We start from the raw sequence: 23,155 nt of genomic DNA, 5'->3' as shown, positions 1-23,155 counted from the left end.
CAGGAGGAGCCAAGATGAAAAACGAGCATGAACTGAATGTGAATCCAGACCGTGTGATCGAGAACGAGTGCGCCGAAAGCCGAATGATGGGCGATTGGGCGCCGGAAATCACGCGCCGAGAGTTTGTCAAGGCGGGATTCACACTGGTTGCCGTCGGATTAGTCGCTCCTCCATGGCTGGCGACGCTCGCCCATGCCGAAACAAGCCGAACGCTGAACGGCCTGGCTCCCGCAAACGACCGAATCCTCGTTGTCTTGCAACTGACGGGCGGAAACGACGGCCTGAACACCGTCATTCCTTACTCCAACTCCTCCTACTATCGTCTCAGGCAGAACTTGGCCATTCGAGAGAACACGGTCATAAAACTGGACGATCGTGTCGGCTTGCATCCTGCGCTGACGGGATTAAAGGATCTTTTCGACCAAAAGAAGGTCGCTATCCTACAGGGAGTCGGATATCCCAATCCAAATCGCTCGCACTTCCGCTCTATGGAGATCTGGCAGACTGCCGATCCGGACGGCTATCAAAAGTATGGATGGCTGGGCAAGTACCTCGACACCTTGGGCGATGCGGCGACCAATCCGGTCTTGTCGGTCAGCCTCACCCAAGAAAAACCCCAAGCATTAAACGCTGGCATTGCCTCCGTGCCCTGCTTTGCCAGTTTGGGCGATCTGCAGGCGCTGACCGGCGACGCGGCGCTGGCCGAAACGATGATGGCGCTGACGCACAGCGCGAACAAGGGCGACAACCCGGCCAACTTGATCAAGCGCTCCACTCGCTCGGCGCTCGAAGCCATCGAGAAACTGCGAGTCGCTATGCGCAACTACCAGTCGGACGTTACCTACGGCGCCGATCCGTTTGGACGCGGACTGCAACAAGCAGCCCAATTGATCGCTGCCTCGCCCGCCACCAAGGTCATCTATGTTTCGGTCAACGGCTTCGATACCCACGCCGCGCAAGCCCGAACGCACGAGAATCTCTTGCGCAACTTTGGCAACGCGCTCAAAACGTTCGAAGAGGACCTTGCCAAGATGAACAAATCGGACAAGGTGATGACGCTGGTCTTCTCCGAGTTTGGCCGACGAGCGGCAGAGAACGGCAGCGCGGGCACCGATCACGGCGCCGCTGGGCCGATGTTCCTGATGGGCGGTAAGGTCAAAGGCGGCTTCTACGGCGATCACCCGAGCCTCGATTCGCTGGATCGTGGCGACCTAAAGTACCAAATCGACTTCCGTTCCGTCTATGCGACGGCTTTGGAGTGGCTGGGCGCCGATGCCGAGAAATTGATCGGGAAAGCGTTCAAGCCGGTCAACGTGTTTGGTTAGACCTTCCCAGAGAAGGTTTGCTATACTTAGGCAATGGTCGCACTCCTTGCGTTCTGCCTGGCCATCGCTCAACCAACGGTGGACGATGCCGTTCTGTTGCGCGTCGGCCTAACCCGATTGAACCTGCGAGACCAAGCGGTCGTCTTCGCGCCAGGCGCATGGACCGCGCGAAACGGCGAATCGAATGCGGAACTGGCAGTCCTGCGCGGCCAAACGACGATTCAATCGAAGGCTGGCGACTGGGTCATCGATGGCAAAGCCGTTTCGGCAAACTCGATCAGCATCGATGCGATCAGCCTAAAAATCGGTGCGCGGGATACAGACCTCAGAGAATATCGGGGCGCGGTCTACCTAACCCAATCTAACGGACGGATTCTTGCCGTCAATTGGCTGACGCTGGGCGACTATCTGCGCTCAGCGCTACCGTCCGAAATGCCGAGCAACTTCCCCGAAGAAGCGTTAAAAGCCCAATGCGTGGCCGCGCGAAGCTACGCGCTCAACCGCATCAATCGCCATCGCGGCGAAGGCTACGACCTGTGCGACGCCGAGCATTGCCAACTTTACTTGGGCGTTTCGATGGAAAAGATTCAGACTACAGAGGTCGTGCGCAAAACCGCGGGCGAAGTCGCAGCGCACAACGGCAAGCCGATCGAGGCCGTCTATTGCACCGATTGCGGCGGCCACACGGCAGACGTCGTGCAGGCGGGAGTGGGCGTAACGCCGACCGCCTATCTGGTCGGATCGCCCGATTGGAGCAGCACAGGCGAGCGCTTCTGCGCCGGATCGCCCCGAAGCGGGTGGGACGCTCGGATCGAACAGCGCGCCGTAGACCAGAAGTTTGGGTTTCCTGTGGAGAGGCTTCAAGTCATCGAACGCACAGAAGGCGGCCATGCCATTCGAATCGAAGCGACCGGCGGCGGCAAACGAGCGGTCATGATCGGCGCAGATTTTCGACGAGCGTTTGGTCTCGCCCAGATCAAGAACCTCATGTTTGCGCTACAGCGCGAGCGAGACGGATGGAGCGTGCGAGGTCGAGGCTCGGGGCACGGTGTCGGCCTGTGTCAATGGGGCGCCGCCGGTCGCGCAAGGGCGGGACAGTCCTACCGTGAGATTCTCTCCGCCTACTATCCCGGGTCAAAAGTCGAGCGGCGATAAAGCATGTCGCACATAAAGATTCTGCACACCAACGACAGCCATGGCCGACTGACGCAGGAGAAGGCAGAACGGCTGAGAGAGTTGAAGGCCCAGCATAACGCGATCCTGTTGGATGCGGGCGATGTCATCAAAGCGGGCAACATCGCCATCCCGCTGGCGCCCGATCCGGCTTGGAGATGGGTCGAGTTGGCCGGCTACGACGCGATCACCATCGGCAATCGGGAGTTTCACTTAACGGCCAAGGGCTTCTTGGCAAAGGTGGCGCTGGCGCCTTGCCCCCTGCTCGCGGCGAACATTCGTGCAAAACGGACCAAAGCGCCGCTGCCCGTACAACCCTTCATCGTGTTGAACGACAAAATTGGCGTCTTAGGTCTGATGCCGGCTATGGTAACGCCCCGAATGAAGAGCGCGATCCTGAGCGCCTATCTCTTCGATCCCCCATTGGCCGCCGCCGAGATTTGGCTGCCGCAGCTGAAAGCCCAGTGTAAGACCGTCATTGCGCTCACTCACATTGGCCTTAAGGACGACCGCCGACTGGCCGCCGCGCGCCCCGATCTGTCGGTAATCATTGGAGGCCATAGCCATACGCCCGTCTTTCCTCCCGACACCGATTACGGCGCGCCCATCGTCCAAGCCCAACCTTTCGCCCGATCCGTCGGACTGCTGACGCTCGACGCGAGCGGACGCCTTATCGATGCCCAGGAGTTTGGTCTTGAATAGCGCCAAGGTACAATTACCGGCGAGGAGGCTGACCATGCGACTCCTACAACTGTCGATTTGTTGCCTGATTCTAACCTGCGCCCTTTGGGCCGATGATGTTGCGGACGCGGTCGAGCTTCACAAGAAAGGCAAAACCGCCGAGGCGATCCAAAAATTAGAGACGGTCGTTGATAGAGAACCGCGCAACGGCCAGGCGCTCAGCTGGCTGGGATTCCTGCTGCTTCAGACCGGCAAGCTCGAGCAGGCGGCGCCCATCCTGGAACGCGCCGCCGATGTGCGAAAAAACGATGTCGGCACGCTCAACAACTTAGGCAACGCCTACCTGCATCTCAACGACTACGAGAAAGCGGTCGAAGCCTACAAAAAGGCGCTGGCGCTCAAGCCCGACTCGTTCGAGGCGCAATACAACCTGGCCAACGTCTACTCCAAACAGCGCAAGTTCGATCAAGCCATCAACCTTTATAACCAGGCCATAAAGTCCCAGCCCAAAGACCCCTATGCGCGCAACAATCTCGCTTTTGCGCTCCAGCAAACGGGCAAATTGAAGGAAGCCCACGCACAGTACAAAACGGCGACCCAGCTCAATCCCAAATCCGCCATGTTTCAGGTCAATCTGGCGCAGGCCGCCGGGCGATTAGGTCAATGGCAAGAGGCCGCAACCGCTCTGGAGACCGCAACGCGCCTCGATCCTGAGGACGCCGCAGCATGGGTGCAGCTTTCTGATGCCTACTCGCAACTCAAGAGACCGGCCGACGCAGTCAAAGCCCTCGAGAAGGCCTCCTCCCTCAGTCCCAAAGACGCCGACATTCTCTACAACCTCGGCGTGCTCCAAGCAGGGCAGGGAAGTTGGGCCGCTGCTGCGAACTCCCTCCAAAAAGCCCTAGAAATACGCCCGAACGATCCAGAAGCGCTCAATCAGATGGGCTTCATTCGACTGAAGCAGAACCAGAACGCCGAGGCGATAGCCTTCCTCCAGATGGCGCTGGACCAAAAGCCCGGCATGGTGGAAGCCTCGATCAACCTGGCGACCGCCTATAGCCGAACCAACCGTGCAAAGGAAGCCGTAGCGCTCTACGAACAGGCGCTGCAGAAGGCGCCCGACCGCCTAGACGCTCGACTGGCTTTTGCGGACGCGCTCTACCAAGCCGAGCAGTTCGACCGCGCCGAACAGCAGTACAAAGCCGTCATCGCCAAGCAGGCCGGGTCGGCGCTGGCATGGAACGGCCTCGGCCTGGTTCACGAGAAGAAGAACCGGTTGGACGAGGCGCAAAAAGCGTTCCTGCAAGCCATTCAGCTCAATCCGCGGCTCAAATATGCGCATAACAACCTGGGCGTGATATATGAGCGAAAAGGGCAGATGGCCGCCGCCCGCGAAAGCTACACCAAGGCGCTCGGCATCGACCCTAACTACGCGGACGCCAAGAAAAATCTGGATCGGCTGAAGAGGTAGCGTTGCCGCCCTCTTCCGCCCTGATTGTCTTCCATCCGAGCAAGCCGGACGCTGTGGCCGCCTCGCAAAAGGCCCAAAGCAAACTGCTCCAGTTCGGCGCAAGCGTTCAATCGGTGTCGCAAGCCGATGCGGCTCAAATGACCGCTCTGCCCGAAGGCATCGACTTTGTAGTAAGCCTAGGGGGAGACGGTACTTTGCTGACATCAGCGCACTTGGCCGCGCCGGCCGGAGCCCCCATATTCGGCGCGCACTTTGGACGCTTTGGCTTCGTCGCGCAAGTACGGCCAAACGAGTTAGAAATGCGGCTCGATCAGGCTCTTAAAGGCGACTGCAGCGTTCAGTCAAGGGTGATGGTCTCAGCGCGAGGAACCGAAGCGCCCCTCTATGGATTGAACGAAGTCGCTATCTATCGACAGTCCCAGGCGCCGCTGTTGGAGTTTGGAATCGTCATCGATGGCGTCGAACTCTCATCCTACCCGGCGGACGGTATCATCGTCTCAACGCCGACCGGTTCTACCGCCTATTCGCTGTCTGTCGGCGGCCCGGTGGTCGATCCCACGGTCGAAGCGCTCACGGTCGTCTCCATATCGCCCCATACGCTCAGTATCCGCCCGCTGATGCTTCCCGCAACGTCCAAAATCGAAGTCAAGGTGCTCAACGGCGGGAGGCAACAAACGAAGGCGGTCAGAGGTTCGCGCCTAACGGCCGACGGCGCACGGCATCAGTTAGTCCAAGTGGGCGAATCGGTCGAGATCTCCCGCGCGCCTTTCGACGCCAAGATCATCGTTTTCGAAAAGGGCGAGTTCATCGACAAACTGCGCAACAGGCTGCAATGGGGCGCCCGCGTCAACGAGTAGCCGCTCGAACTCGCTCGGCCTCTTCGCAGATCACAGCCGCCCCATAATCGACCTCTTCCTGTGTCGTCGTCTGTCCGATAGATAGCCGAATGCCCGTCAAGGCTTCCTCCTCGCTCAGACCCATCGCCATCAAAACGTGCGAAGGCTCGATCGACCCCGCGCTGCAGGCCGCGCCGCTGCTGGCCGCCACACCGCGCCGGTCGATTGCGATCAAAAGGCTCTCGGCCGATACGCGGTCGAACAGCAGATGCGAGATATGGGGCGCTCGCTCGGCCTCCGTCGTCCGCCTTGCGAATGGACAGCCGTCCAAGATCGCCTCTTCCAACCGATCCCGCATCGATGCGACCGAAGCCCCTAAAAGCGATGCCGCCGCGCCGAAGCCGACAATTGAGGCCACCGACTCGGTGCCCGCGCGACGCTCGCGCTCTTGCCCGCCGCCTCGAATCAGTGCCTTCACCTGAACGCCCGCGTTTACGATCAGCGCCGCAGCCCCCTTTGGACCGTGAATCTTGTGAGAGGAAATTGTCGCGAGATCGGCATCAGACGCCGTGATCCCCGTCGCTTGCACCGCATCCGTATGAAAAAGCGCGCCAAATCGTTGGCAGATCGACCGAATCGCTTCGATAGGCTGCACAACGCCCGTCTCGTTGTTCACAGCCATCACAGATACTAACCCGACCTGATCGTCCATCAAACTCTCTAACCGATCCAGATCGACCAGCCCGGCGCGATCAACTCCGACGGTCATCGTCTCAAACCCCAGTTCCGCCGCCAACTCGGTTGCCCCCAGAACGCTATGATGCTCGGTGGCAGAGACGATCAGCCTGCGACGATTCCCGGCCAGCATTGCGCCAACGATGGCCAGCGCGTTCGCCTCGGTCCCCGAGGAGACAAAGCAGATCTCTGCCGGATCGCATCGCATCGCAGCTGCCACCTGCTCCCTGGCCAGATCGATAGCCAACCGCGCCTCCCGCCCCCAAAGGTGCAAACTAGAGGGGTTGCCAAACTTATCTGCCAAGAATGGCTCCATCGCCCGCCGAACCTCGGGCAGGATGGGTGTGGTAGCGGCGCAGTCCAGATAGGCCCTTAAATTCACTTTGCCGGCATTCTACCCGCGCCTCGTTGACACGGTAGGCCATAATCGTTACGCTATGATCCTTACGGTTACCCTGAACCCATCCGTTGACGAGACACTTTTTGTCGGCTCGCTTCAAATTGGCGATACCAATCGAGTGACCCGCGTAGAACTGGACGCGGGCGGCAAAGGCGTCAACGTCGCGCGCGTTTTCGTCGCTTTGGGCGGACAAGCGGTCGCCACCGGATTTTTGGGCGGACGGCACGGACGATTCGTTCAGATGGCGCTCAACGAGGAGGGCGTAGAGACCGATTTCGAGATCATTGCAGGGCGCACACGGCGCAATATCTGTATCGAAGAGGCCGAAGATCGTCCGCCCACCACGCTGAACGAGGCTGGCCCGACCATAACCGAGGAGAATTGGAACGCGCTGTTAGAGAGGGTCAAGAAGCATCTGCCCCGCGTCAAATGGATGGCCACCGGCGGCAGCCTTCCGCCGGGCGCTCCAAGGGACGCCTACAAAACGCTCTTAGAACTGGCCCGCGAGCATGGCGTATCGACCGTGCTCGATGCCGAAGGCCCGGCCATGATGCAAGGCTTGCACGGAAAACCGACCATGATCAAGCCGAACGAACTCGAGGCCGAGCGCCTTGTCGGCATGAACCTCCACTCGGACAACGACTTCTTAGGAGCCGCGTCGGCGCTCAGCAAAAAACACGGCATACCGTTCGTCATCATCTCGCGCGGCGCCAGAGGCGCCGTCGCCATCACGCAGCACGGCGCCTTCAAAGCCCGACCGCCGTTGATTCAAGCCCGGAGCACCGTCGGCAGCGGAGATTCTCTGGTCGGCGGCGCGCTGTTTATTGCTGCCGAAGGCGGCACGTTCGAAGAGGCGCTCAAGTGGGGCGTGGCCGCCGGCACCGCGACCGCAATGACCTCTGGATCGGAAATCTGCACGCGCCAGGACACGGAAAAAATGCTGCCCGAGATCGTGGTGCAAAAAATCGCCTAATAACCGACCGCCATCCCCTCGGCCCTGGGATCCGACCCGGCCACATAGCAGTTCGCCTTTTTCTCGATCAATTGAACGCTGCTGGGATGCCCCGGAAAACGCGAGGTTCTGACTGTATGCCCGCGGGCCCTCAACTGCTCGACGACCTCCCGCCACTCCGCCGATTCCTCGCTCGGAACCTCGACCAATAGATTGCCCTCGCTCGGCTCCGTTGCGATTCTTGGCTCCCAGGCCCACCTCGGCGCTTCGATGGCCGCTTGAGGATTGAGCTTCATATCGACCGCCTGGAAGATGACCTGGAGGTTGGTTTGAACCTGATAGTCGGCGCCGGGCGTGCCGCCCACGAACACGGGCTGGCCGTTCCGTGCGACCATGTAGGAATTGAGCGTATGCATCGGTCTCTTCCCGGGCGCCAGCACGTTCGGCGAGTCGGGTTTCAGCGAGAATCCCAACAGTCGATTGTTCAGCAGGATGCCCGTACCGTCCGGCACGATCGAACTGCCAAAAACGTGATACACGCTTTGAATCCAGCTGACCATGTTGCCATCCGCGTCGGCTGCGCAAAAGTAGGTCGTGTGCGTGTCGTTCAGCTTGCCCGGCGCATGGATCGGCGTCGCCTTGGGACCGATCGCCGCTCGCCGTTTTGCGATGTAGTTCGGGCTGAGCAAAGCTTCCAAATGATTCTCTCGAACTTTGGGGTCGCCCAAGTAAGCCCATCGATCCGCAAATCCCAACTTAATCGCCTCTAACATGGTGTGAATGCGCTCGGAAGTTTGCATCTTGGTTAGGTCGAACGAGTCCAAGATCGCCAATGCCTGGGCCAGAATGAACGCTTGCGAGATGGGCCGCTGGGTGACTAATTCGTGTCCATGATAGTGGGCGCGGAGCGGTTCGTGCTCTTCCGACGAATGAGCCGCCAGATCCGATTTCTCGAACCAGCCGCCGTGCTTCTTGCAATAATCAACGATGCGGTCGGCCAGCGAACCCCGGTAGAACTCGTCCCGACCACCCTTGGCAATCGTCTCCAGCGACCTGGCCAGGTCGGTCATTTTCACTAGGTCGCCCGCCGCGGGCGGACTGGATTGGCCTAAAAGCGCCTGGGGCAAATGCGCCAGCGCTCGATTCGTGCGCGTGCCCGCCCACGCCTGCGCCTTTCGCGGGCTAATGGGATAACCGTTGCGGGCATAGTCGATGGCAGGCTCAAAGAGCTTCTCAAACGGCAGCTTTCCCCATTGCCGGTGCGCATGGCCCCAAGCGTCCACCAATCCGGGCGCCGTTACCGCCGTCAGGCTGCGCAGCGGGATGCCGTTTGGATAGAGATCGAGCGATGCCTTGGCGGGCGCCGCGCCCGATGCGTTGACAGCGCGAAAACGGCGCGACTTGGCGTCGTAGTGGACGATGAAGGCGTCGCCTCCGACCTGGCTCGCCCAAGGCTCGACCACGCAAAGCACAGCCGAACAGGCGATCGCCGCGTCGATGCAGCTACCGCCCTGTCGCAAGGCCCAGACTCCAGCGGCGGCGGCCAATGGCTGAGACGATGCCACAACCCCTTTCGCCGCATAAACCGCGCTTCGAGATGCCATAACGCCTTCCTCCTCGATTCGAACGGGTTGGACGACCGGCCACCGAGCCTTCAGCGCCTCTAGCGCGGCCTCGTCATAGAAACCCTCTGCGCTCAGGTTAACCAGCGCCTGTCGCTCCTCAGTCCGCCGATAATACGTTGCCCAATCGTAGGCTTCTGCCAAGGCGATTATTCTGGACTCGACCGACGCATCCTGCGAGCCGACGCCTTCGATGGTCGGGGCCAACTCGGCCAACAGAGGATCGTTCGCAACGATCTCGGCTCCTAGCGCAGTATGGCTCGTTTCGTGTTCTTCGCCTAAATCGAGCACGGCGTCGGGCAATCGGACAAACCCAACATCGTGCAGCGCAGCGGCCAATCGCAACCGGCGGAGCGCATCGCTCGCAAGACCCAGCTGAGCGCCGATGACGACCGCAAGGGTGGCGACTCTTTCGCTATGGCCGCGCAGTTTGGGGTGAACGCGCTCTAACTCTGCTAACAGCCGACGCATCGCCGCGTTTTCTTGGCGCTGCCGGTCGGTCATAGGCCCTTAAGCGCCCAGGGCAGGGCTTCGATTTCCCCTTCGGTCATGCTACGAAGATCGAGGATCGCTTTGCCGTCCACAATGCGCGGAAAGACAGGCGGATCGAGCGAACGCAGCTTCCGGGCGACTTCGTCTGCCTGGCTGTCGCTTGCCTGTAGTCCGACGCTGGGAAGGGACAACCCGGGCAGTGCGCCGCCCCCGATCGCCGCGACCGTATCGACTATCGGCAAGCCGGTCTTGAGCCTCCGCGCCTTCTTTCGCAACGATTCTTGGCTCTCTAGAATCATCCGCCATATCGGTATCTCATCGACCGGATTCTCGGAGTAGAGATAGGTCTCCAACGTTGCTTCCAATGCGGCCAGCGTGATCGCGCCCGGCCTAAGAGCGCGCATGAGCGGATTGGCAGCCAACTTTGAAACGATCTCCTTGCCGCCCAAGATGAGCCCTGCCTGCGGCCCGCCGATCAACTTGTCGCCGCTGGCCGTTACCACGTTCGCTTTCAGACTCTCTTGAAGCGTCGGCTCGTGCGGCAAGCCGTACCGTCGGGTGTCGATCAGACATCCGCTGCCCGCATCGTCCATCAGCGGGATGCCGCGCGACCGAGCAAGTTCGGACAGTTCGCTTATCGACGCCTCCTCGGTAAATCCCTCGATTTTGAAATTGCTCGGATGGCATCTTAGAATCAGCGCCGTCTGATCGTTGATCGCCCGCTCGTAATCCTCAATTCGCGTCTTGTTGGTCGTGCCGACCTCTCTCATCCGGGCGCCGGCTTGCTCGATGATGTCGGGCAGTCGAAACGATCCCCCGATCTCGATCAGTTGCCCCCTGGAGACGATCGCCTCGCGCCCGGCGGCCAGCGTTCGAATGGTCAAAAATACGGCCGCCGCATTGTTGTTTACGATCAGCGCGTCTTCGCAACCGGTCAATCGCTGAAGCAGCCATCGACAATGCGCTTGCCGATCGCCTCTCCGACCGGTATCCAACTCGATCTCTACCGATGCATGGTGGAGCGATGAGACCCGCTCTTGCGCTGCCTTGCACAAGGGCGCGCGCCCCAAGCCGGTGTGAAGCAGCACGCCGGTCGCATTGATCGCGCCCCGACAGCCCGAACGCAACCGCTCTTCTGCCTTCTGTCGGCATAGTGCGACGGGATCGAGGCCGTTTAAGCCGCCCGCGCGCATTGCAGCGACCGTCTCTCGCGCCGCCTCGGCTATCAAGGGTCTAGGCAACCGAGAACCTGCGCTCCATACTTCGCGAATCAGTTTGTCGACCGAAGGCGGCCTTTCCACAACTTAGATTATGACCGCATGGAGGCCAGATAGTCGCTCACGATTTTCTCCGTCGGTCCGTCCTCCTTCAACTCCCCCGAATCCATCCACCACGCGCGCGGCGCTATTCGACGCACCGCCTCCATGTCGTGCGAGACGAACAGAATCGTTCGCCCCTCGTCCTGAAACTGCTTGATCCGATTGAAGCACTTTTGCTGAAACTCGGCATCGCCGACCGAAAGCGCCTCGTCCACCAACAGCACGTCCGCATCGACCGAAGCGGCCACGGCAAACCCCAGTCTCAACAACATGCCTGACGAGTAAGTTCGTACGGGCGCGTCGATGTAGCCGTGTAGATCGGCAAAAGCAATGATCTGGTCCATCCGATCGGCCACCTGTTTTCGCGTCAATCCCAAAATCACGCCGTTAAAATAGACGTTCTCCACACCGGTCAGATCGGGATGAAAACCGGCGCCGAGCTCTAAGAGCGGCGCCACGCGACCCTCGACGCTCATCGACCCGGACGAGGGCTTGTAAACCTTCGCCAACAGGCCTAACAGCGTCGATTTGCCCGCGCCGTTGCGCCCAACAATGGCGACCGTTTCGCCCTTCTCGACGCTTGCCGAGATGTGTCGAAGCGCCTGCAAGCGTTCGATCTTGCGCGGCAAAAAGGAGAGCAGAAGACCCTTGAGAGAAGCATACGGCTGGTGAGCGAGCAAAAACTCCTTGCTTGCATCCTCCAGCCGTATCGCTGTCATGCCTTATCGACCAGAACCGGCGCCGCCTCCGCCCGATCCTGCGCCCGCTCTCGGGCCTTGGCCTGCGCCGCCCGCTGCAATTCCGCCGACCTCTTTGGCCGGAGCGCGCCGAGTCTTGCGCAAACTGTTGTCGATGTAGATGCCCCAACTCTTGTCAACGGTGTTGCCCGACCAGTCTGCAGCCACGATTCGAAGCGTCTGGCGCCCATCGGGCCAAGGCCGGACTGTGCCCTCGGCCTTGATCTCTACGATAGCCAGCCCGCGAGAGGAATCGTACGTAACCGGCAGCATCTCCTCGTTCAAGAATATCTGCACAGAGGTCGGGTTGATGCCGCTGCTGTCGTCTCGCACGCGCACAAACACCTCGTGCGGCGGTTGGCCCGACATGATCTCCCCCATGTAGGGGATAAAATCGTACACGTCGGGAGCAATCTTGTCGACCCAAGCGACCGAAAAGTAGCTGAGCGTGCCGTCGTCCGAGACCACCAATGCGCCCTTGTCGACCGACGCGATCGGCCGATTGACGTTCACATAGTCTGAAACTCGGCCAGACGAATCGGCCGCCGCGCCCGGCACGGGCCTCATGGTGTAGCTCCACTTCAATGCGCCGTCCTTCGGGTCGAACGCATAAAGCCCGCCGCGCTTCGATATGCCCCACAGATAGCCGTGAGCAACGGCCGGCCGCCCGCCCGGTGCAAACTGCATCTCGGGCGCAGACTTGGAATCCCAAAGCGCCTGCCCCGTATGGTCAAAGGCGTATATCTTGCGATCCTCAGACGCCACGTAAACGGCTTCTTCAGTCGCTGCCGGCGCAAACTGCAGATCGTTGGCAAAGGGCTTTTGCCACATCACACGGCCCGACAATGCCGACACGCAGTAGAGCCGGTTGCCGCCGACCGCAAAAATGCTCTCGCCGCCGATAACGGGTTGGGCGTCGATGGCAGGGGTCGCGAGTCGAGCGCTCCATCGCGGCTGCCCGGCTGCCGTTACGCAGTAAATCCGACCATCGTCAGAGGTAAAGAGCAGATTGCCGTCGTACATAATGATCGAGCCGGCAATATAGACGCCGATGCGCAGAGGCTTCGGCCACAGCGGCTCGCCCGTCTCGGCCCCCAAACTGAAAACCTGCCCATCGCCCGTGCCAAAATAGATCGCGTCTCCGTCTACAACCGGCGATGCTGTGATCGCTGCCTTAGCCGCAAACGTCCAGCGCAATCGACCCGTGTCCGCTGCAACCGCATAGAGATTCCCGCTGCCCGTCGCAAAGAGCAACAGGTCTTTGTGGGCTACCGGGCGCGTTCGGATTGCGCCGTCAAGTGTCCCGTCCGATGGGTACTGCCACTTCAAGGTTCCGTCCGCCAGAGAAACCGCAAAAAGTTTATTAACGCTCGGAAAGTAAACGACGCCATTGTGCGTCAATGGATCGGCTAAGTTCTCCGAAACCGGACTTCCCATAAATCGCCACTGCAACACCGGCGTCTGCGCTTGCGCCAATCCCAACAGCGCGAAACAAGTCGCTATCGTCCAAATCGCTTTCACGTTCATACCAAACTGCCTCCTTCGACCATCGTCCTATTCGATAAGACGATCAGCGCTCCTGCCACGGTTCAATTTTGCGGCCAACACCTCGTATTATTGCCAGATTCAGGTTTTGCGCTATCGCCTCGGCGCGATTCGTGATATGATATGAATGCTAGCGGGGAAACCCGCGGCGGCCCGAAACGACGCAAGGCATTTTCGCCCCGGTCGCTTCCGGACCGAACGTCTATCCGACGGCAACGCGGACGCGGCGTTCGAAGGGAGAGCGAGGCGACAGCCGGCCAAAGCCCCAGCTAGGCCGGTTAATCGCAGGGCGGCACAGGCGGTAAGACGCGGACGGCAGCGTTTCACGGATCGGCGGCAACGTCGGTCATCGAGCGAGGCCAAGGCGCAGCCTGCCTGCGCTCGTTTCGGGCGTTTTGCTACTTATCCTGGTAAGATTCTGCGCATGACAGCGTTTGCGGTCAGGGCCGGCCTTGTCGTCTTGCTCACATGGCTTGCGCCGATGCTGAACGCCGACCTCTACCTTTTCGCCCAATACTTCGCCGCTGGCGGGCTGACCTATGCCATGCTCGCCTGGCTCATACGCGCAAAGGCAAAGTCCGACATCATATCGAACATCGTCGAACTGATCGGCGATGCCAGCGTTGTCGCCTTCTGGATCTACAGTTGGAACGTGCCCGAGGACTTTTTCTGGCTCTTCTATCCGGCAATCCTCATCGCAATCGCTTCAGGCGGGCGAAAGTGGGGCATCGCTTCGACGCTGCTCTGTACGGCTCTCTTTGCCTATCTGGCGGGCTGGCGCGACGGCGACTACACGCCCTTTTCACAGATACACCATATCCAGTTGGCCGCCTTGCTGGTGATAGGATTGGGCATGTCGTTGGCGGTGTCGTCTCCATCCAAGAAAGCGGAGCCGGAGCCGGATCCGCTGCTCGATCAAGCCGCCGAAGCTTTGACCAGCGCGACGATGGTTCAAAAAGACCTGAAAGAGGCGTTCAAAGACCTCGCAGCCCAGTACCGCAAGAAGCAAGCCGACCTGATAGAGGCAGAAAGTTGCCTAGGAGTGATCGACAACTTTGATCCGACCCAGCCGGCCAAGAGCCTGCTGGAATACTCCGTCCGGGCCATGGGCGGAGCAGGCGGCGCGATCTGGGGCGCAATGCGCGACGGCGTAAAGGTCCTTGCAGCTCAAGGGTTCGAGCCGCCGGGCGCCTCGGGGTCGGCAACGTCCCACGATCTCATCCGACATGCCAGACGAAGCATGCCCGGAGAAAGCAAACTCGTCAGCCTCCTGCGTTCGGACGAAACCGTGATCGGAGCCATCGGTCTCTTCTCGAACCAAGAGGCAGGCTTCCCGGTCGGCTCGGATGAGAGACTCCGACAATGGGCCGTCATAATGGGCAAGTTACTGCGAGAATTGCCAGATTTTAGAGGATAAATCAGCGATTAGGTAGAAAACCTATGCGTAATCCTGTAGGATTCACCGATTGACTCAGGCCCCAGAATAAGAGATAATCTTCGGACAGCCGAGCCACGGGAGTCAGGAATGAAGCGAGCCCATCCTTTTGAAATTGCCGACGACTGCATTCGTAATGGCGAACTCGCCAAAGCCGTTCGCACGCTGCAAAGAGCCTTAAGGCGCGGTATCGAACCGGCAGCTTGTTACTATCGAATTGCAGAACTCTTTCGCGTTCAGCAACGATGGCGAGGCGCTATCGCCGCGGCAAGAGAAGCCGTGCGCATGGCGCCCGAACAGATTCTCTGCCGCGCCCTCCTGATCGATATTCTCTTAGAGAGCGGCCTCGTCGAGGACGCTCAGAACGAGAGCCTGGCCTGGCTCGAATCGCATCCCGACAACCCCTTCGCGCTCGAAATTCTGGCCCGAGCCTACGAAGAAAAGGCCGATCCCAACTCTGCCCTCAGCGTCATGAATCGACTGGTCAACTTAGACCCGTTCAATCACGAATACCGAATCCAGCGCGCCGAGATTCTTCAGCAAAAAGGAGACTATGCCGCCGCCGCGCGCGACCTGATGCAATCGCTGAAAATGAACCCGACCGATGAGCATCGCAACGCGGCCCAACAGGCGCTCGATACCCTCGATCGCTGGCAGCTCCGAATCATTGTTACGCTCGTGTTAGAGAGCGCCCCGTTTAGAACCGCATTCCGGCGCGATAGACAGTTGGCTGTCCGATCAATGGGCTTTCATTTGAGCGATCAGGGCCGACAACTCTTAGAACACGTGCCCGTCAGCCTCGAATCGCCCGAGCCGGTATACTCCGGCTATGCCCCTCCAAACTGATCGGCGCGACGACGTTCTAAGGCTGGTCAGACACCGCCCCTTGGTGATGGGCGTGCTCAATGTAACGCCCGATAGCTTCTACGACGGCAACAGATATGCCTCGTTCGACTCCGCCGTTGCCCGCGCCCAAGCAATGATCGAAGAGGGCGCAGACATCATAGATATCGGAGCAGAATCGACCCGGCCTGGAGCCGACGCCGTGCCCGAAGAGATCGAAGCGCAACGCGCCTGGCCGGTCGTCGAAGCCGTCGCGCAACTGGGAGCGGCCGTCTCTATCGACACGCGCAAATCATCGGTCGCACAGGGCGCGGTCGAGCGCGGCGCCTGCATTATTAACGATGTCAGCGCGATGACATTTGACGAAAATATGGGCGCCGTCGCGGCCGATTCGGGCGCGATCGCCGTGCTGATGCACGCGCAGGGCGACCCCAAAACGATGCAACAGAACCCGGTTTACGGCAATGTCGTTCGAGAGATCTGTGAGTTCTTATCCGCTCGAGCGCTGGTCGCCCAGTCGGTCGGCATCCCGCCCGATCATATCTGGATCGACCCTGGCATAGGATTTGGCAAGAATCTTGAGCACAACCTGCAGATTCTCGACAACATCGGCGACTTCTGTCAACTGGGCTATCCGGTGCTGATCGGAGCGTCTAGAAAGTCGTTCATCGGGAAACTGACAGACGGCCTGCCGCCCGAAGAGAGATTGGAGGGCTCCCTCGCCGCCGCGGCCATCGCCGTCTACCAAGGCGCCTCGATTATTCGTACGCACGATCCACGGGCCACCAAGCGGGCGATCGCCATCGCCGCCGCAATCCGCAGCGCCTAAGCCGCCGGATTGCTCAGGGTTGCCGCGTGCGTTACCCGATTGCGGCCCGATGATTTGGAATGGTAGAGCGCCTTGTCCGCAATCTCGACTAATTCGCCTTCAGACTTGATCTCCGTCGATAGAGTGCTGACTCCCACGCTGATGGTAACCGGGCGCAACGGCCATTCGCTGCTCTCTACCAGGACTCGCAAACGCTCCCCAACGTCCATCGCTCTTTCGCGATCGGCTTTAGGAAGGATAACCGCGAACTCCTCGCCGCCATACCGCGCTACCGTGTCGCCGTCTCTCACACCGCTACTGAGCGCCGCGGCAACCTGAACCAGTGCCTCGTCTCCCGCAGGATGGCCAAATTCGTCGTTGTACGACTTGAACTTGTCCACATCGATCACCAACACGGACAAGGGGCTGCCGCTCTTTACGGCTGTGCGAAAGGCCTCGGTCAATATATCGGTAAAGGCTCTCTTGTTGGCCAACCCAGTCAGCCCATCCGTCGTCGCGAGGGTAGAAAGCTGCTCGTTCTCGGTCAATAGTTCCGTATTCTTGGACTCCAATTCGAGCGCCGCTAACTTCTGCTCGGTAACGTCGCGAGCGACCAAGAAGAGCGACGGACTGCCCGGCAACGGCGGAGGCGAACTCCAAGAGAGCCACTTGTAACTCCCGTCCTTCACCTTGAACCGACATTCGAACGTGTCGCCCTCGCTGCTTTCCAATAGCCTCGCGATGGCCTGTTCGGTCAGCGCTCGGTCTTCCTCGTGAACGTACTCTTGAATCGGGCGGTTGACCAACTCCGATTGACTCCAACCAAGCGTCTTGCCAAAAGCCGGATTGACGCGCTTGAAAACGCCGTTCACGTCCGCCACTGCCAACATATCGAGCGATAGGTTGAAAAACTGGTCTCTCTCGCGCTCGGCGGCCTTTCTCATGCTGATGTCCGTATTAGCGCAGATGGCTCCCACAACCGAACCGTCGGCCGCGCGGATGGGAAAAATGCTGGTGAGCACGTCGATCGTTTCGCCTTCCTTAGTGCGCTGCTGCACCTCCAGCGCGGGCACCTTGCCGCCATCGTAAACTTGCCGGACCAACTCTCTCATCAGCGGCTCGTCCTCGGGCATGAACAACATGCTCCAGACAGATTGCTGGAACGTCTCCTCTGGCTTCCAACCGTACAGACCCTCGCACGCCCGATTCCACTCAAAAATCGAGCCGCCCGAATCAAACGTAAAGCAGGCGACCGGCAGATTTTGGAACAGATCCTCGTATCGGCGAGAGGCTGCTTGAAGGCTCTCGGTGTAATCGGCTAACAGCCCTTGTTGCTTTGCAAGCTCGGAGGTGCGCGCTTCCAAGGTCTTTGCCTGGTCTTTCAGCCGCGCTTCTGATTCCCTCAAACTTATTAGCCCGTTGCGCCATCGCAAGCCCGCTGCCGTCAAACAGCAGATGGCTGCGACATAGATGCAGATCGTTACCAGTCGATCCTCGGCGGCAAAGATCGCCCCATACAGCAAGATTGCCATGGGCGCATAGATCAGGGCGACAAAGGCTGCCGAGGCCGACCGTGACTTGTCTTGTTGTGAAGCCATCCGATTCAATGATTCGGAATTAGCCTATCGGCTCATTAGGGCTTCGGCAATCTGAACGGCGTTGAGCGCGGCGCCCTTTCTCAACTGATCGCCGCACACAAAGAGGTTAAGGGCATTGGCGTTTGTGTTGTCCTGCCGAATGCGCCCCACCAGCGTCTCGTCCTGACCGCTAGCCTCAGAGGGCATTGGAAACAGATTGTGCTCGCGATCGTCGACTACCCGAACGCCTTGGGACGCTAAGAGAACTTCTCTCGCCTCGCTCTCATCGACCGGCCGATCGAACTCCACGTTGACGCTGATCGAATGCGCGCGCAACACCGGCACGCGCACACAGGTAACGGTGAGGGCCAGTTCGGGCATCGACAGAATCTTCCGGCTCTCCTCGATCACCTTAGCCTCTTCGCCGTTGTAACCGTCCTCGCCGATGGCCGTATTGTGCGAAAAGAGATTGAACGCATAGGGATGGGGCATGATTCTTGGCTCGATCGACCTCCCGGCCAAGTAGTCTGCCGTCTGATCCAAAAGCTCCTGCATCGCCTGAGCGCCCGCACCGCTGGCCGACTGATAAGTAGAAGCGACGACCCGCTTGATTGTGGCGAGTTTCGAAAGCGGCGCCAGCGCCATGCACAGGATAATCGCCGTGCAGTTTGGGTTTGCGATCAACCGAGCGCCGTTCATAGCCCGAGCGTTGATCTCGGGCACTACCAAAGGCGCCTCGCGATCCATTCGAAAAGCGGAAGAATTGTCGATCACGAGCGCGCCCTGCGATACGGCGATCGGCGCATACTCCCGCGAACGTTCCGCCCCCGCCGAGAAGAACGCAACATCCACGCCTTCAAACGACGCGCCGTCTAGTGGCTCAACCGTTCTGGCCTCGCCTTTCCAGACAACAACCCGCCCGGCAGAGCGCGAAGAGGCCAGCAACCGCAGGTCCGAAAGAGGAAACTGTCGCTGTTCAAGAATAGCCAGCAGTTCGCTGCCGACCGCGCCGGTCGCGCCGACAATGGCTGCGCGGACGGGCGGCTTCACTTAGCCTTTTCGAGACTGCCGATCAGCGCATTGAACGCCTTCTCGTTGTCTGCGACAGTCTTGGCCGGACCGGTGAACTTGAAGAAGACGCTACCCTTGGGGCCCATCACGATCGCGCCCAACAATCGATAATCTGGCAGATCGCCTTGGCTTTCCATCATCGGACCGCCCGGATTGGTGTACGTGCCCCGAACATCGACGATGCGGACCGTCATGCCCCTGACTTCTCGCTTGGTCTCTTTGACCGCCTCTTTGGAACCCTCCGGCAGTTTGAACTGCCGTTTCCAGCGGTCGATGTTCAAATCGGGATCGCCCCCCTGCCCCTCTCCAAAGTAGAACACCGCCAATTCGCCCTTTTCGCCCACAACGTAGGTTGCAATGCGCATCGGTCGCTTTTCGCCCAGTTTCCACTCCTTAGGCGCAGTCCAAGTCAAACCGGTCGACTCCGTCGTCAGCTCAGCGGCGACGCCGGGCGAAGTCTTAGGCTGCGGGTCCTGTGTAGAAGCCGAGTTCTGACAACCGAGCAAAGCCGCCAGCAAAGCAACGAGCGGGAGTATACAAAGCGTTCGCATGTCCTATTGTACTCGATTAAGCCAGTCCGAAGCGAAGGTAGGTCGATTGGCAGGGCGGCCCGTCGCTGATCTCCATCCAGCCTTCGGCCGGACAGATAATGACCGAACAGACGGTGATCGAGCGGTCTTGAGGCGGAATAGTCGCATCCTCGTGCCGGCAGATAGACCATGGCCACCCGTCATGGTCTATCAGGAAACCCTTCAAGTCGTCCAAACTGATCTTCTCCGAGTTCTCAAAAAACTCGCTCATCCGCTTAAAACGATGCCGAGATCGCTCTCTCGCCTCGTTGGGCGGCTCTTCTACGGGCACTGCCGAAGGATCGAGAAAGTGGTTTGTATGCACCAATCGGCCATTAACAGGCTCCAGTTCGCGATAGGCGTTCGGCGCGGTCTCCAAATCGAATGCCGCTTCGGAACCAAAAGCGACCATGAAATTGGCCGAACACGACCGAGGCGTGCCGATCAAAGCTTGCCGCATGCCGTCAGGCGAATCGGCGTTCAGCGCCATCCAACACCGCACATGGAAGGGAATTTCTAGCTTCGACCAGTCGTCCTGGGTCGAAAGCAGACCATTGACCCCCAAAGCCGCGCCATGCGAGTTGAACCCGATCTTGCCGCCAAAGATGCCTGCCTCGGTGAATGCGATCGTTGTGTTTCCGTTGTCGTGCATCGTTAGCAACAGCGCGCCTTCGGTTTGGGGAATCCAGTCCCAGTTCTGGCCCATCAGCAATTCGCCGTCTCGGCTCGCTTCGGGCATCACCGCAAAACTGGTGCAACCGTCCACGGCCAATGAAGTGTATTGGTGGTAGAGCAACTCGTATCGTACGTTCAGTGCGACGATGTCCAAATAGGGCAATCCGGACCCCTCGGCGATCCCCTCCATGCCATCGGCATAAGCGGGGGTCTGTCGCTCGATCGAATCGGCAAAGAGCCCCGCTCGGCGAAGAACCTCTTCTCGTTCCAACTCGCCTTCAAGCCGGAATCGCTCGAAGTAGACGGCGACGTTGTTCTCGATCTCCGTCTTTAAGCCTTTGCCATGGAGGAATCCTTGATGGTAGGTCGATCCGTCTAGGCTGATGATCTGCATGCTTCCTCTCGCATGATGTAATGGTACTCTACCCACGCGGGCCGTTTCTCAAAACCAAGCGCTTCGTTGATCGAAAGCATCGGTCGATTGATGGTCGCGTTCCAGGTTACAGTCTCCTTGTATCCCGCGTTCTTCGCCCACTCCAGACCGCGCAACTTGAGCGCAGAGGCAATACCGCGCCTCCGGTAATCCCTCAGCACGCCGGTCAGTCCCGTGTAAACCCGCTCCGGATGGCCTTGCGTCAGCCACATAGCCGTCGTGCCGACATAACGGTCGCCGTCCAGAGCGATGAAAAACGCCTCCTCGATAAAGTTCGGATTCTTGAACGTGTGCTCGACAAACGTTTCGAAACTAATCTTGGTAATCGGCTCGATGCTCGGCGCGTCCATCTCCGTTTCCACCGACACTTCATACGTCTTCCGGTCTCGGTCTGGGTCGGAACGAAGTTCCGCCAAACTCTTGATCGCGATCCCGCTTTGGCGAGCCTTTTCAGCTTGTGCCAAGATGGGCGTCGGGTCAAGGTTCTGAAGATCGAGCGCGCTCTCCCAACCGCGAAACATCTCGACCATGCCTTGCTTATCGCAAAAACGAAGCGCATACTCCCAATCTTCTTTCACCGCGGTGCGAAGTTTGATGGCGTCCAATTCGCGAGCCTTGGCTTCGATCGCCACCCAAAGAGCCTGGCCGTAGCCCCTGTTGCGATGATCGGGGTGCACGACCATGTTTAGCCAATATTTATCCGGGTGATAGAAATCGCTCACGTTTCGAATCTCTCCGAACCCGGCCCATTCGTCGCCAACCTTCAAACGCCACTTGTAGGACTTGCACTTGGCCTCGCGCGAGTTCTCAAAGTACTCCATCTCGTCCGGCGTCGACAAGTTGTCCGTATAGACGGCGTTCATCAAATCGGCCAGGGGCGCATAGTCGTCTTTGGTCAGTTCAAACGCTTCGATCTTCATCCTAAATCTCTCCCTTCTTGACCATAAACAGGTCGGTCTCGAACGCCTGGAAGCCTAACTTCCAATTGACCGCAAGCATCCGTGCGTTTGTCTCGTCGTTCTCCGTATCCACGATCTTGATACCAATCGATTTCGCATGGGCGAGCGCCGCGACTTTGAGCGCTTTTGCCAATCCCTTGCCTCGATGGCTTCTCGCCACGGCCGTCAGCCCCGTATGCATCTTGGCAGGCAGATTGGAACCCCACAACTGTGTGTAGCCCACATAGTCGCCGTCAGGATCGACGGCCAGAAAGAGCGTCCGCTCGTCAAAGTGAGGCGAGCCGAGCACGGTCTTCTTATAGCGATCGAACGGGACTTCGGCAACGGCATCGCCGGTCGGAACGTCCATCATCCCGGCATCGTGCATCGCGTGAGCCTTTCGAGCCCTATCCGGGTCGTGCGCGAGTTCGGCATAAGTCATGATGCGAACTCCCGCCTTGTCGGCATAGCCGAGCCACTCGGCAAACTCGTTCGGGTCGAACTGCTCCAGTTCGATCTGCGAGCGAGTAACTCGCTGCTCGACTGCAAAGCCGCGTCGCTCGGCAAATCGAACGGATCGCTCGTCGTGCTCCTTTAGAAACGTTCGAACTTCTTGCGCTTTTCTCTCGGCAAGAACGGCTTCGACTTGATCGGCCAAAGCGCGGCCATAGCCCCTGCTTCGATCGCTCTTCCGAACCAGCGCGCGCGTGTAATAACTGTCGGGGCTGGCCGACCAATCGCCATTGAACACCGACGCAAAGCCGACCGTTCGGCCACCTTCGGCGACCACAAATCGTTGGAAGAAAAGCTCCTTGCTTCGGGTTTTGTCGCGGTGCAAAAAGTCTTCCACGGTCGTGAGGCCTGTAGTGTCGTCCTCGTTCGCCATCTCGACGCAATCCGCCGCGTCCTCTATCTCATAAGGTCTGATCGTCATGTTGTTTCGCCCCCGTGCTCTATAGTTTATCGATAAGAGGGTGGTAAAGGTCTGCCTGAATGGGATCGGGCCGGGAGGGCGAGCGTCCCCGCGAGCCGAAAGACCGGGAGGGCGAGCGTCCCCGCGAGCCGAAAGACCGGGAGGGCGAGCGTCCCCGCGAGCCGAAAGACCGGGCCGGCGAGCGTCCCCGCGAGCCGAAAGAATGGGAGGGCGAGCGTCCCCGCGAGCCGAAAGACCGGGAGGGCGAGCGTCCCCGCGAGCCGAAAGAATGGGAGGGCGAGCGTCCCCGCGAGCCGAAAGACCGGGAGGGCGAGCGTCCCCGCGAGCCGAAAGACCGTTTTATGCCTCCACACCCGCCGTTTGGTGTGGAGGCTTCTCGCAAGCCAAACCGGGTTCGTTTCCCGATGCCGCCGTACGTGCTCTGTTCGGCTCTCTGAACAGGTCGTCGTGTTCAGGGCTCAGACTAAACAGTATCGATGCTAAGGTCGTTTGAGACGAAAGAATCGGTCTATCTCGGGCGATCTTGCCCCTCCCCTGTATCCCCTCCCCAAACTCTGGCGAGTTTAGGGAGGGGAGCGAAAGGC

Annotated in this window: 20 protein-coding genes; 9 read left to right on the top strand and 11 right to left on the bottom strand. The window is 59.5% G+C overall.

What is annotated here, in order from left to right:
• The first annotated feature begins 14 nt into the window (after positions 1-14).
• Genes HUU60_11925 through HUU60_11905 form a run of 5 tightly spaced genes read left to right on the top strand, consistent with a single transcriptional unit; the run spans position 15 to position 5,507 of the window.
• Positions 15-1,325: a DUF1501 domain-containing protein gene (locus HUU60_11925; GenBank protein NUL83409.1), complete on the top strand. Its 1,311-nt coding sequence runs from the start codon at positions 15-17 to the stop codon at positions 1,323-1,325.
• Positions 1,326-1,358: 33 nt separating this feature from the next.
• On the top strand, positions 1,359-2,480 hold the full coding sequence (locus HUU60_11920) for a SpoIID/LytB domain-containing protein (GenBank protein ID NUL83408.1): 1,122 nt from the start codon (positions 1,359-1,361) through the stop codon (positions 2,478-2,480).
• Positions 2,481-2,483: 3 nt separating this feature from the next.
• Complete coding sequence (locus HUU60_11915) at positions 2,484-3,200, top strand: metallophosphoesterase (GenBank protein NUL83407.1); 717 nt, start codon at positions 2,484-2,486, stop codon at positions 3,198-3,200.
• A 34-nt stretch (positions 3,201-3,234) separates the two neighbouring features.
• Positions 3,235-4,650: a tetratricopeptide repeat protein gene (locus tag HUU60_11910; protein NUL83406.1), complete on the top strand. Its 1,416-nt coding sequence runs from the start codon at positions 3,235-3,237 to the stop codon at positions 4,648-4,650.
• Between the two features lie 2 nt (positions 4,651-4,652).
• A complete protein-coding gene (locus HUU60_11905) occupies positions 4,653-5,507 on the top strand; it encodes an NAD(+)/NADH kinase (protein NUL83405.1) in 855 nt (284 codons plus the stop codon).
• On the opposite strand, the gene HUU60_11900 is transcribed toward HUU60_11905, so the two are convergent.
• A complete protein-coding gene (locus tag HUU60_11900; protein NUL83404.1) occupies positions 5,497-6,603 on the bottom strand; it encodes a cysteine desulfurase in 1,107 nt (368 codons plus the stop codon). The two genes, HUU60_11905 and HUU60_11900, sit on opposite strands and share 11 nt — an antisense overlap.
• 55 nt (positions 6,604-6,658) lie before the next feature.
• Here HUU60_11900 and pfkB point away from each other — a divergent pair, with 55 nt between their 5' ends.
• Positions 6,659-7,594, top strand: a complete 936-nt coding sequence (gene pfkB, locus HUU60_11895; GenBank protein NUL83403.1) for a 1-phosphofructokinase — start codon at positions 6,659-6,661, stop codon at positions 7,592-7,594.
• On the opposite strand, the gene ggt is transcribed toward pfkB, so the two are convergent.
• The 4 genes from ggt to HUU60_11875 are packed head-to-tail and all read right to left on the bottom strand — an operon-like array spanning position 7,591 to position 13,270.
• A complete protein-coding gene (gene ggt / locus HUU60_11890) occupies positions 7,591-9,699 on the bottom strand; it encodes a gamma-glutamyltransferase (GenBank protein NUL83402.1) in 2,109 nt (702 codons plus the stop codon). The two genes, pfkB and ggt, sit on opposite strands and share 4 nt — an antisense overlap.
• On the bottom strand, positions 9,696-10,988 hold the full coding sequence (selA, locus tag HUU60_11885) for an L-seryl-tRNA(Sec) selenium transferase (GenBank protein NUL83401.1): 1,293 nt from the start codon (positions 10,986-10,988) through the stop codon (positions 9,696-9,698). Before selA ends, ggt begins: the two co-directional genes overlap by 4 nt.
• An 8-nt stretch (positions 10,989-10,996) precedes the next feature.
• A complete protein-coding gene (locus HUU60_11880) occupies positions 10,997-11,725 on the bottom strand; it encodes an ABC transporter ATP-binding protein (protein ID NUL83400.1) in 729 nt (242 codons plus the stop codon).
• A gap of 3 nt (positions 11,726-11,728) precedes the next feature.
• Entirely contained in the window at positions 11,729-13,270 is a 1,542-nt protein-coding gene (locus HUU60_11875) for a PQQ-like beta-propeller repeat protein (protein NUL83399.1), read from the bottom strand.
• A gap of 442 nt (positions 13,271-13,712) precedes the next feature.
• On the opposite strand from HUU60_11875, the gene HUU60_11870 reads away from it, so the two are divergent.
• From HUU60_11870 to folP, 3 genes are all read left to right on the top strand, one after another.
• The gene (locus HUU60_11870) at positions 13,713-14,705 is read left to right on the top strand and encodes a hypothetical protein (GenBank protein ID NUL83398.1); all 993 of its coding nucleotides are present in this window, start codon (positions 13,713-13,715) and stop codon (positions 14,703-14,705) included.
• Positions 14,706-14,813: 108 nt separating this feature from the next.
• A complete protein-coding gene (locus HUU60_11865; GenBank protein NUL83397.1) occupies positions 14,814-15,569 on the top strand; it encodes a tetratricopeptide repeat protein in 756 nt (251 codons plus the stop codon).
• The gene (gene folP / locus HUU60_11860) at positions 15,553-16,395 is read left to right on the top strand and encodes a dihydropteroate synthase (GenBank protein NUL83396.1); all 843 of its coding nucleotides are present in this window, start codon (positions 15,553-15,555) and stop codon (positions 16,393-16,395) included. Before HUU60_11865 ends, folP begins: the two co-directional genes overlap by 17 nt.
• Here the strand turns inward: folP and HUU60_11855 are convergent.
• The 6 genes from HUU60_11855 to HUU60_11830 form a co-directional block, all read right to left on the bottom strand.
• Entirely contained in the window at positions 16,392-17,972 is a 1,581-nt protein-coding gene (locus HUU60_11855; GenBank protein NUL83395.1) for a diguanylate cyclase, read from the bottom strand. The two genes, folP and HUU60_11855, sit on opposite strands and share 4 nt — an antisense overlap.
• A gap of 24 nt (positions 17,973-17,996) precedes the next feature.
• The gene (locus HUU60_11850; GenBank protein NUL83394.1) at positions 17,997-19,001 is read right to left on the bottom strand and encodes an aspartate-semialdehyde dehydrogenase; all 1,005 of its coding nucleotides are present in this window, start codon (positions 18,999-19,001) and stop codon (positions 17,997-17,999) included.
• Complete coding sequence (locus tag HUU60_11845) at positions 18,998-19,456, bottom strand: hypothetical protein (GenBank protein ID NUL83393.1); 459 nt, start codon at positions 19,454-19,456, stop codon at positions 18,998-19,000. The genes HUU60_11850 and HUU60_11845 overlap by 4 nt, the downstream gene beginning before the upstream one ends.
• 133 nt (positions 19,457-19,589) lie before the next feature.
• A complete protein-coding gene (locus HUU60_11840; protein NUL83392.1) occupies positions 19,590-20,660 on the bottom strand; it encodes a peptidase C45 in 1,071 nt (356 codons plus the stop codon).
• Positions 20,642-21,619 carry a GNAT family N-acetyltransferase gene (locus tag HUU60_11835; protein ID NUL83391.1) on the bottom strand — a complete coding sequence of 326 codons (978 nt, stop codon included), beginning with the start codon at positions 21,617-21,619 and terminating at the stop codon, positions 20,642-20,644. The genes HUU60_11840 and HUU60_11835 overlap by 19 nt, the downstream gene beginning before the upstream one ends.
• 1 nt (position 21,620) lies before the next feature.
• The gene (locus HUU60_11830; protein NUL83390.1) at positions 21,621-22,571 is read right to left on the bottom strand and encodes a GNAT family N-acetyltransferase; all 951 of its coding nucleotides are present in this window, start codon (positions 22,569-22,571) and stop codon (positions 21,621-21,623) included.
• Positions 22,572-23,155: the final 584 nt, after the last annotated feature.

Source organism: Armatimonadota bacterium, from assembly GCA_013359125.1.
Classification (GTDB): domain Bacteria; phylum Armatimonadota; class Fimbriimonadia; order Fimbriimonadales; family GBS-DC; genus JABWCR01.
Note: the sequence above shows the minus strand (reverse complement) of the source record. Positions and strands in the feature narration are given on the sequence as shown.